At 48.9% G+C, this 8,889-nt stretch carries 10 protein-coding genes; 4 read left to right on the top strand and 6 right to left on the bottom strand.

Annotated elements, in window-relative coordinates; all coding sequences use genetic code 11:
* The first annotated feature begins 171 nt into the window (after window positions 1-171).
* Window positions 172-804, top strand: a complete 633-nt coding sequence (yihA, locus tag NNN64_RS22025; protein ID WP_103771976.1) for a ribosome biogenesis GTP-binding protein YihA/YsxC — start codon at window positions 172-174, stop codon at window positions 802-804.
* 268 nt (window positions 805-1,072) lie between these two features.
* Here yihA and NNN64_RS23425 read toward each other — a convergent pair whose 3' ends face one another.
* The 3 genes from NNN64_RS23425 to NNN64_RS22015 form a co-directional block, all read right to left on the bottom strand.
* On the bottom strand, window positions 1,073-1,120 hold the full coding sequence (locus NNN64_RS23425) for a spot 42 RNA, inhibition of DNA synthesis (RefSeq protein WP_071892919.1): 48 nt from the start codon (window positions 1,118-1,120) through the stop codon (window positions 1,073-1,075).
* Window positions 1,121-1,286: 166 nt separating this feature from the next.
* Window positions 1,287-4,073 (bottom strand): DNA polymerase I, encoded by a 2,787-nt coding sequence (gene polA / locus NNN64_RS22020; protein ID WP_271442770.1) that lies wholly within the window; start codon window positions 4,071-4,073, stop codon window positions 1,287-1,289.
* Window positions 4,074-4,379: 306 nt separating this feature from the next.
* Window positions 4,380-4,625 carry a hypothetical protein gene (locus tag NNN64_RS22015; protein WP_271442772.1) on the bottom strand — a complete coding sequence of 82 codons (246 nt, stop codon included), beginning with the start codon at window positions 4,623-4,625 and terminating at the stop codon, window positions 4,380-4,382.
* On the opposite strand from NNN64_RS22015, the gene NNN64_RS22010 reads away from it, so the two are divergent.
* Entirely contained in the window at window positions 4,510-5,373 is an 864-nt protein-coding gene (locus NNN64_RS22010; protein ID WP_271442771.1) for an acyltransferase, read from the top strand. The genes NNN64_RS22015 and NNN64_RS22010 overlap by 116 nt on opposite strands.
* Before the next feature lie 13 nt (window positions 5,374-5,386).
* Here the strand turns inward: NNN64_RS22010 and dsbA are convergent, their stop codons facing one another.
* The 3 genes from dsbA to NNN64_RS21995 form a co-directional block, all read right to left on the bottom strand.
* Entirely contained in the window at window positions 5,387-6,010 is a 624-nt protein-coding gene (gene dsbA / locus NNN64_RS22005) for a thiol:disulfide interchange protein DsbA (RefSeq protein ID WP_137381405.1), read from the bottom strand.
* Between the two features lie 16 nt (window positions 6,011-6,026).
* Window positions 6,027-7,013 (bottom strand): serine/threonine protein kinase, encoded by a 987-nt coding sequence (locus NNN64_RS22000; RefSeq protein ID WP_271442769.1) that lies wholly within the window; start codon window positions 7,011-7,013, stop codon window positions 6,027-6,029.
* A gap of 76 nt (window positions 7,014-7,089) precedes the next feature.
* Complete coding sequence (locus tag NNN64_RS21995) at window positions 7,090-7,359, bottom strand: YihD family protein (RefSeq protein ID WP_003028616.1); 270 nt, start codon at window positions 7,357-7,359, stop codon at window positions 7,090-7,092.
* Window positions 7,360-7,428: 69 nt separating this feature from the next.
* Between NNN64_RS21995 and mobA the strand changes: the two genes are divergently transcribed.
* Window positions 7,429-8,013: a molybdenum cofactor guanylyltransferase MobA gene (gene mobA / locus NNN64_RS21990; protein WP_271442768.1), complete on the top strand. Its 585-nt coding sequence runs from the start codon at window positions 7,429-7,431 to the stop codon at window positions 8,011-8,013.
* Window positions 8,010-8,513: a molybdopterin-guanine dinucleotide biosynthesis protein MobB gene (gene mobB / locus NNN64_RS21985; protein WP_271442767.1), complete on the top strand. Its 504-nt coding sequence runs from the start codon at window positions 8,010-8,012 to the stop codon at window positions 8,511-8,513. The genes mobA and mobB overlap by 4 nt, the downstream gene beginning before the upstream one ends.
* Window positions 8,514-8,889: the final 376 nt, after the last annotated feature.

The following is an 8,889-nucleotide window of genomic DNA, read 5'->3' as shown; positions in this document are numbered from 1 at the left end:
GATTTATATATATTATATTGTTTTCCGCTCTGCCATCTCGCATAGATACTATCGGCAATGTCTCACAAAGCACGAGGTTTTTACTTACACTGACCACGCGTCGAAAAACCAGTCTTTTGCTGGTGTTCAGGTATAATCGCTGCAAAGCCTTGATTGATGGAGACGACCACGTTGACTAACTTGAATTATCAACAGACGCATTTTGTGATGAGTGCGCCTGATATTCGCCATTTACCTTCCGATACGGGAATCGAAGTGGCTTTTGCTGGCCGTTCCAACGCAGGCAAATCCAGTGCACTAAATACCCTGACCAATCAAAAGAGTCTGGCGCGTACCTCTAAAACACCAGGCCGTACTCAGCTCATCAACTTGTTTGAAGTTGTGGACGGTAAACGCCTGGTCGACCTGCCAGGTTATGGTTATGCCGAAGTCCCGGAAGAAATGAAGCGTAAATGGCAGCGCGCACTGGCTGAATACCTGGAAAAACGCCAGAGCCTGCAGGGTCTGGTGGTATTAATGGACATTCGTCACCCGCTAAAAGATCTCGACCAGCAGATGATCCTGTGGGCTGTTGAGAGCAACGTTCAGGTTCTGGTTCTACTGACTAAAGCAGATAAGCTGGCCAGTGGTGCCCGGAAAGCACAGCTGAACATGGTACGTGAAGCGGTACTGGCGTTTAATGGCGATGTACAGGTTGAAGCTTTTTCATCACTGAAGAAGCTGGGCGTGGACAAACTGCGTCAGAAGTTGGATAGCTGGTTTAGTGAGCTGGCACCCGTTGAAGAGATGCAGGACGGGGAATAATCCACGGATATGCCGGATGGTGCCGCTGCGCGTCTTATCCGGCCTACAGATCTTAATTTTTCCTCTAAATAATTCGAGTTGCATAAAGGCGGCGACGCAGCAAATCCCAGGAGCTTACATAAGTAAGTGACTGGGGTGAGCGACGGCCCTTAAGGGCGAGTCTCATGGATGAGACGAGTAACTCAACAGCCAACGCGTATGCAGCTTGAAGTATGACGAGCAAAATAAAAAACGCCCCAGTCATTACTGACTGGGGCGGCTAAAATATTCAGCCAAATCCGATTACGTGAAGTAAAAGGTCTGAAAGATAGAACATCTTACCTCTGTACCCTACGTGAATAACTTTACTCTTTTTTGAGCAGCTCAGAAAGCACTTTTTGTAATTTTTTTTCATTCCCGCCATAGGGATTTCTAATGGACATCACAAAAAGTTCTATCTTATGTTGCTTAGTTACGAAAAAAGCGCGTTATTCAGTAAACCCTTAGTGCGCCTGATCCCAGTTCTCACCACTACCGACTTCCACCAGCAAGGGCACATCAATCTGCGTCTCGTTTTCCATCAGCTGATGGATCTTTTTCGACACGCTTTCCAGATCATCTTTGTGCACTTCAAACACCAGTTCATCGTGTACCTGCATGATCATGCGCACGCGCGGCTGTTCTGTTTGCAGCCACCCATCCACGGCAATCATGGCCCGCTTAATAATATCTGCGGCAGTACCCTGCATCGGAGCGTTAATTGCAGCACGTTCCGCACCGGCACGGCGCGCGCCATTACTGGATTTAATATCCGGTAAATAGAGGCGGCGCCCTTCCAGCGTTTCAACGTAACCTTGCTCTTTTGCCTGTGCACGCGTCCGTTCCATATATTCCAGCACGCCAGGGTAGCGCTCGAAGTAGAGATCCATGTACTTCTGTGCTTCTTTACGCGGGATATTCAACTGACGAGCAAGACCGAAAGCACTCATGCCATAGATCAGACCAAAGTTAATGGCTTTTGCGCTACGACGCTGTTCACTGGTCACTGAATCGAGCGGTAAACCAAAAACTTCTGCCGCCGTTGCACGGTGAATATCTTTTCCTTCGGCAAACGCAGTAAGCAGGCCTTTATCGCGCGAGAGATGCGCCATAATACGCAGCTCGATCTGCGAGTAGTCCGCAGAGACAATCACGTAGTCTTCTGGCGCGATAAATGCCTGACGAATACGACGACCTTCATCGTTACGTACCGGGATATTTTGCAGGTTAGGATCGGTTGAAGACAAACGTCCGGTCGCTGTAACAGCCTGGTGATATGAGGTATGCACACGTCCGGTTTTTGGGTTGATCATCAACGGAAGCTTATCCGTGTAGGTCGACTTCAGTTTTGCTAACCCACGATATTCCAGGATAACTTTTGGCAACGGATAATCCAGCGCTAACTCTTCCAGCACCTCTTCCGACGTTGACGGCGCACCACCCGGTGTTTTCTTCAGCGGCTTGATACCCTGCTTTTCAAACAGAATCGTTTGCAGTTGCTTGGTTGAAGAGAGGTTAAACGCTTCTCCAGCAATCTCGTGCGCTTTTTGCTCAAGCGCATTCAAACGCAACGTCAGCTCTTCTGAGTGTTTGTGCAATACAGCAGGATCGATTTTCACACCGTTGCGCTCAACGCGGGACAAAACCGGGACCAACGGCATATCGATATTTTCGAAGACGTTTAACGGCCCTTTGTGCTTCTGCAGTTCAGGCCACATCTTCAGGTGCAACTGAAGCGTAACATCGGCATCCTCTGCGGCATAACGCCCGGCTTCTTCCAGTGCTATCTGGTTAAAGGTCAGCTGGTTTTTACCTTTCCCGGCAATCTCTTCAAAGGTGATCGTTTTATGTTTCAGCCAGCGATCTGACAGGCTGTCCATATCGTGTCGGCCTGCGACGCTGTTAAGAATGTAGGATTCGAGCATGGTATCAAAGACGATGCCGCGCAGTTCAATCCCGTAATTTGCCAGGATACCGCGATCGTACTTCAGGTTTTGCCCAACTTTATGCGCCTTTTCATCTTCCAACAGTGGCTTCAGTAACGCCAGCGCACGTTCACGAGAAATCTGATCGGGGGCATCCAGGTAATCATGGGCGACAGGAACATACGCAGCCACACCTGGCTCAATGGCAAACGAGAGGCCAACCAGATTCGCGGAGATGTTATCCAGGCTGTCAGTTTCTGTATCAAAGGCGAATACGGGAGCTTTCTTCAGCTTTGCAATCCACGCTTCCAGCGTTTCTTCGTCCAGAATCGTCACATAGTTATCGTACGAGAGAACCGTGGCAGGTTCCTCAGGCGTTTCATCGACGACGATGGTTTCCTGCGGTTTAGCTGCCGGTTTTGTCCCTTTCGCCTGTAGCCATTTACCGGCTTCAACGTCAGTAACCCAACGCTTGAATTCATACTGTTTAAACAGGCCAAGCAGTTCTTCTGCTGCTGGTTGGCGCACTTCCAGCTGCTCGCAGGTTAATTCCAGCTCAACATCCGTTTTGATGGTAGCCAGCTTATACGAGAGATACGCCACTTCTTTATTCTGCTCGAGTTTGCCTGCCATGGTTTTGGCACCACGGAAGGTAAGCCCTGCTATTTTGTCTGATTCCGCATAGAGGGTATCCAGCCCACCCAAGCCCTGAAGCAGCGCCTGAGCCGTTTTTTCACCCACGCCAGGTACACCAGGAATGTTATCGGAGGAGTCACCCATCAGCGCCAGGAAATCAATGATCAGTTCAGGCGGGACACCGTACTTATTCACGACTTCATCCGGGCCAAGGATCGTATTAGTCATGGTGTTGATGAGGGTGATGTTCGGCGTCACCAGTTGAGCCATATCTTTATCGCCAGTGCTAATCAGCACCGGACGCCCCACCTTCTCTGCCTCACGTGCCAGCGTACCGATGACATCGTCCGCCTCCACGCCTGAAACAGCCAACAATGGCAACCCCATCGCTTTTACCATCGCATGTAGAGGCTCAATCTGCGCACGTAAATCGTCCGGCATAGGCGGGCGGTGCGACTTGTAGTGTTCGAATAATTCATCACGGAAGGTTTTACCCTTAGCGTCGAATACCACCGCTGCATGCGTAGGCTGGTATTGCAGAATCAAGCTACGCAGCATGTTGAGGACGCCGTACATCGCACCAGTAGGCTCTCCTGCGCTGTTCGTCAGCGGCGGAAACGCGTGGTATGCGCGATACAGGTAAGATGAACCGTCTACAAGGATAAGTGGGTTTTCTGGGATCTGAACCATAATGTCCGTGCCTGTTTATCAGATTATGGGTAAAGGATGCCACAGACGGGATGAAAACATGAGTTTTTCGCCGCATTTGTCGAAAAACTTTTGCAGATCTTCTGCGTTGCTCGCAAAGCGCGCTGTGGATAACTTTGTGAATAAATAATTTTCAGCCCTTTAGCTACAGCAATAGAATTTATAAATCATAATAATTTGTTATATTTTTCATTGTATTACGCTGATAAGTGGAATTTTATGCCATTTTTTCAGCTTATATCTGGATGTGGATAGATATTACCTTTTTTTCTATTCAGCGAAGATCCATCATTTGGCTCGTTTTCTGATAAAATCAGCCCCTTGCGCCTTATTTAGCGCACTATCTATGGCTAACCTTTTGAATAATTTAATTATGACGAGAATACTCGCTGCGATAACGCTGTTGCTGAGTATCGTATTGACCATATTGGTCACGATTTTTTGTTCTGTGCCGATCATCCTTGCAGGGGTTGTAAAGCTCCTTTTGCCCATTCCTGTCGTCTGGCGCAAGGTTTCTGTCTTCTGTAATTTCATGATGTATTGCTGGTGTGAAGGTCTGGCTCTACTGCTGCACCTTAATCCACGATTAAAGTGGGATATCGAAGGGCTGGAAGGTCTTAGCAAGAAAAACTGGTACCTGCTCATTTGTAATCATTACAGTTGGGCCGACATCGTTGTGCTTTGCGTTCTGTTCCGTAAACACATTCCAATGAATAAATATTTCCTCAAGCAGCAGTTGGCCTGGGTCCCTTTTATTGGTCTGGCATGTTGGGCTTTAGATATGCCGTTTATGAAACGCTATTCGCGTGGCTATCTGCTTCGTCATCCGGAACGACGCGGTAAAGATGTGGAAACAACGCGTCGTTCCTGTGAGAAATTTCGCGTACATCCGACAACAATTGTGAATTTTGTCGAAGGCTCACGTTTTACTGACGAGAAACGCCAGCAAACCCGTTCCCCGTACAGCAATCTGCTCCCGCCCAAGGCGGCAGGCATTGCAATGGCGCTAAACGTTCTGGGATCACAGTTCGATAAATTGCTGAACGTTACGCTGTGCTATCCAGAAAATAGCCGTCATCCTTTCTACGATATGCTCAGCGGCAAGCTGACACGCATTGTCGTGCGAGTGAATCTCGAGCCAATTAGCGAAGAATTGCATGGTGATTACGTTAACGATAAGGCATTTAAACGTCGGTTCCAGCAGTGGCTGAACATGCTCTGGAGCGAGAAAGATACACAATTAAATGCGATTAAAGCCTCAAATAAAAAAGCCGGTCTGTGACCGGCTTTTTCTTTTACTTCTGACCAACCAGGAATTTCACGGTATCAGCATACTGCTGTACAAAGATATCCATGCTGCTGGTATCCATACCCTGCGGGTTCACCTGATATTTGCCATTAACAAACATCGCCGGCACGCCCTGCAGCTGCAAATCAGCTGCCGCTTTTTCCTGCTGGGCAACAAGTGATTTCACCACGAAGCTATTCCATGCCGCATCATAGTCTTCACCTTTAATACCTGCGTCGACGAAGACTTTACGGATATCAGCGACAGACTGAACAGTCTGCGTTTTCTGCACCCCTTCAAACAACGGCACAGTCACCTGATCTTCAACGCCCAGTGCCATAGCAACAGCCCATGCCTGCGTCAGATCTTTACCTAGAGGCCCCAAAAACTCGACGTGATACTTAGTCATTTTGGTGCCTTCTGGCAATTTTTTCTTCACGTTATCAGATACGTGAAGGACTTCTTCAAACTGGTAGCAATGCGGGCAGTAGAAGGAGAAAAACTCCAACACCTGCGGTTCACCCGCAACAGGCTTTTCCAGTGTGATGTACTGCTTACCATCCTGGAACTGCGCTGCCGATGCGCTAAAAGCTAAAACCATACCAGCCAGCGCCAGCCATATTTTTTTCATGTTCAAGTTTCTCCGATTAATACATTGGCGTTAATTGTAAGGGGGGCTCTTGCAGAATTTTTGCCTGCTCAATAAAGGTCGCGGTCTGACGCTGCCAGTAATCTTCCCCGGTTAACCAAGGGAAATTTTTGGGGAAAGCGGGATCAGCCCAACGTCGAATCAGCCAGGCAAGATAATAAACTAAACGCATTGCACGTAAAGGTTCTATCAGTCCGATTTCAGCGGTGTCAAATTCACTAAACTCTTCATAAGCTTCAATAATAGTTTCAAGCTGCATACGTTGCTCTGCTTTATCACCATTAAGAAGCATCCATAAATCCTGTATTGCAGGACCGTTTCGGGCATCATCCAAATCGACAAACATCGGACCATCGCGCCACAAAATATTACCTGCATGGCAATCACCGTGCAGGCGTAGCGACGCAAAACGCGTATGCCAGCGCTCGGTGACCACCGCAATCAGTGCGTCCGTTGCCTTCAGGAAGGCCGCCTTTTGTCCTGACGGAATGAGCGGTGCGTGCTCAAAAAGCTTACGTGGCTCAGTCAGGTACTCTTCAAGGCCTATAGTGGGGCGAAAGGTAAAAGGTTGTTTGCACCCGGTCTGATGAAGACGACCCAGGTAGCGACCCACGGCCTCCATCTGATCGATGTTGTCGGCTTCAAACTGACGACCACCTACGCTTTGGAAGATTGCATAGTGAAAACCCTGATGGCTCAACAGCGTTTGACCATTCAGAACCAGAGGTGCAGCGACCGGGACGTCATCACTAACCAGTTCCAGGGCAAATTGATGCTCTTCCTGAATCTGATCGACAGACCAACGCTCAGGGCGATAGAACTTCACGACAAAACGTCGGCGATCTTCATCCTGGAATTGATAAACACGATTCTCATAGCTGTTTAGCGGGGTAAGACCAGAATCCACGCGGATGCCCTGTTCAAACAAGGCATCCATGATGGTATCAGGGTGTAGCGTCTGGAAAGTAAAAGCGTTGTCGTTCATCCCATCATCCAGAAATTACTACGAATGATTCAGGATATCATTTCACAGCGCTTTCGGTGGAGGCGCTTACAAGGTTTTACTCTTTAATTACGCCACGTGCGCGTAGAAGTGCTGTTTTAAAATCTTCTTCATAATCTTTTTGAATGCCTGGGATCACGGCATCTTTCGCTGAGTCACGCATTTTCAGGTGATAGATCAGAATGTCATCAGTTAAATCCGCCAGTTCTCCGTCAAAACCTGACTCTTGCGCCAGTTTCTGTAAAAATTGCATCAGGTTAAGATCGGGTTCTTTCTGCCAGGCCGGCTGGAGGAGTTCAATAACTTCATTCAGACGTTTACATTTCATGGTTGTGCTCCTTACGCTCAATATAGATACGTTAGCAGGGTCAATCCCACATTAAAAGAGGCGATATCAGTGATTCTGGATAGTGCAATAACAGGGGTTGTCCTGGCCGGCGGGAAAGCCAGACGAATGGGTGGAGCAGATAAAGGTTTGCTTGAGCTGGATGGAAAACCCCTTTGGCGATATGTGGCCGACACCCTCGCTTTGCAGGTCGAGACTGTTGTGGTTAACGCTAATCGCCACCAGGATATTTATCAGCAAAGCGGCCTGAAAGTCATCCCCGATGCCCTGGCTGATTATCCTGGTCCATTGGCCGGTATGCTGTCGGTTTTTTTACAGGCAGAAGGGAACTGGTTTCTGTTTTGCCCTTGTGATATGCCCTATATCCCCCACGATCTGGTCGCTCGTTTAAAAGAACAACGCAAATCAGCCCCCGTAGTCTGGGTGCATGATGGTGAAAGAGATCACCCGACAATTGCACTGATGAACAGATCAATGCAGCCCCTGCTACAGGATTACCTGCAGTCTGGAGAACGACGCGTGATGGTCTTTATGCGCCAGGCTGGGGGACATCCCGTTGACTTTAGCGATCATAAAGATGCATTCGTGAATGTGAATACACCCGAAGAACTCGCCAGATGGCAGGATAAATCATGATCCCATTACTCGCCATTGCGGCCTGGAGCGGTACGGGGAAAACCACGCTGCTCAAAAAGCTTATCCCGGAACTGTGCGCCAGAGGTATTCGTCCCGGATTGATTAAGCATACACACCACGATATGGATGTCGATAAGCCTGGCAAGGATAGCTATGAGCTACGTAAAGCCGGGGCAGCACAAACGCTGGTTGCCAGCCAACAGCGTTGGGCGTTAATGGTTGAAACACCTGAAGAGCCCGAACTGGACCTGGCATATCTGGTCAGCCGGATGGATGTATCGACATTAGATATGGTGCTTGTTGAAGGCTTTAAGCATGAACCTGTCGCGAAGATTCTGCTTTTTCGTGAAGGCTGCGGGCATCGTGCAGAAGAGTTAGTTATAGACGAGCATGTTGTCGCAGTTGCTAGTGATGTGCCGCTGGCGGTGGACATTCCATTGTTAGATATCAACGACATACAGCAACTTACTGAGTTTGTTACGCAATGGGTAAGACAGTAACTGTGGTATTGCCTGCTTGCCTGATGCGCTGCGCTTATCAGGCCTACAAAATACATTCAGTTGCAGGCCGGATAAGGCGGGACGCCGCATCCGGCGGTTTTCACCCCGCACAGACGCAAAAAAGCCCATCCGGCAGGATGGGCTTCTTCACTTATTTGATGCCTGGCAGTTTATGGCGGGCGTCCTGCCCGCCACCCTCCGGGCCGTTGCTGTGCAACGTTCAAATCCGCTCCCGGCGGATTTGTCCTACTCAGGAGAGCGCTCACCGACAGACTGCAGATAAAACAAAAGGCCCGGTCTTTCGACTGAGCCTTTCGCTTTTATTTGATGCCTGGCAGTTCCCTACTCTCGCATGGGGAGACCCCACACTACCATC

The organism is Citrobacter sp. Igbk 14 (assembly GCF_028069825.1).
Lineage (GTDB): Bacteria > Pseudomonadota > Gammaproteobacteria > Enterobacterales > Enterobacteriaceae > Citrobacter.
The sequence above is the reverse complement of the archived record's forward strand: the minus strand, read 5'-3'. Positions and strand labels throughout refer to the sequence as shown.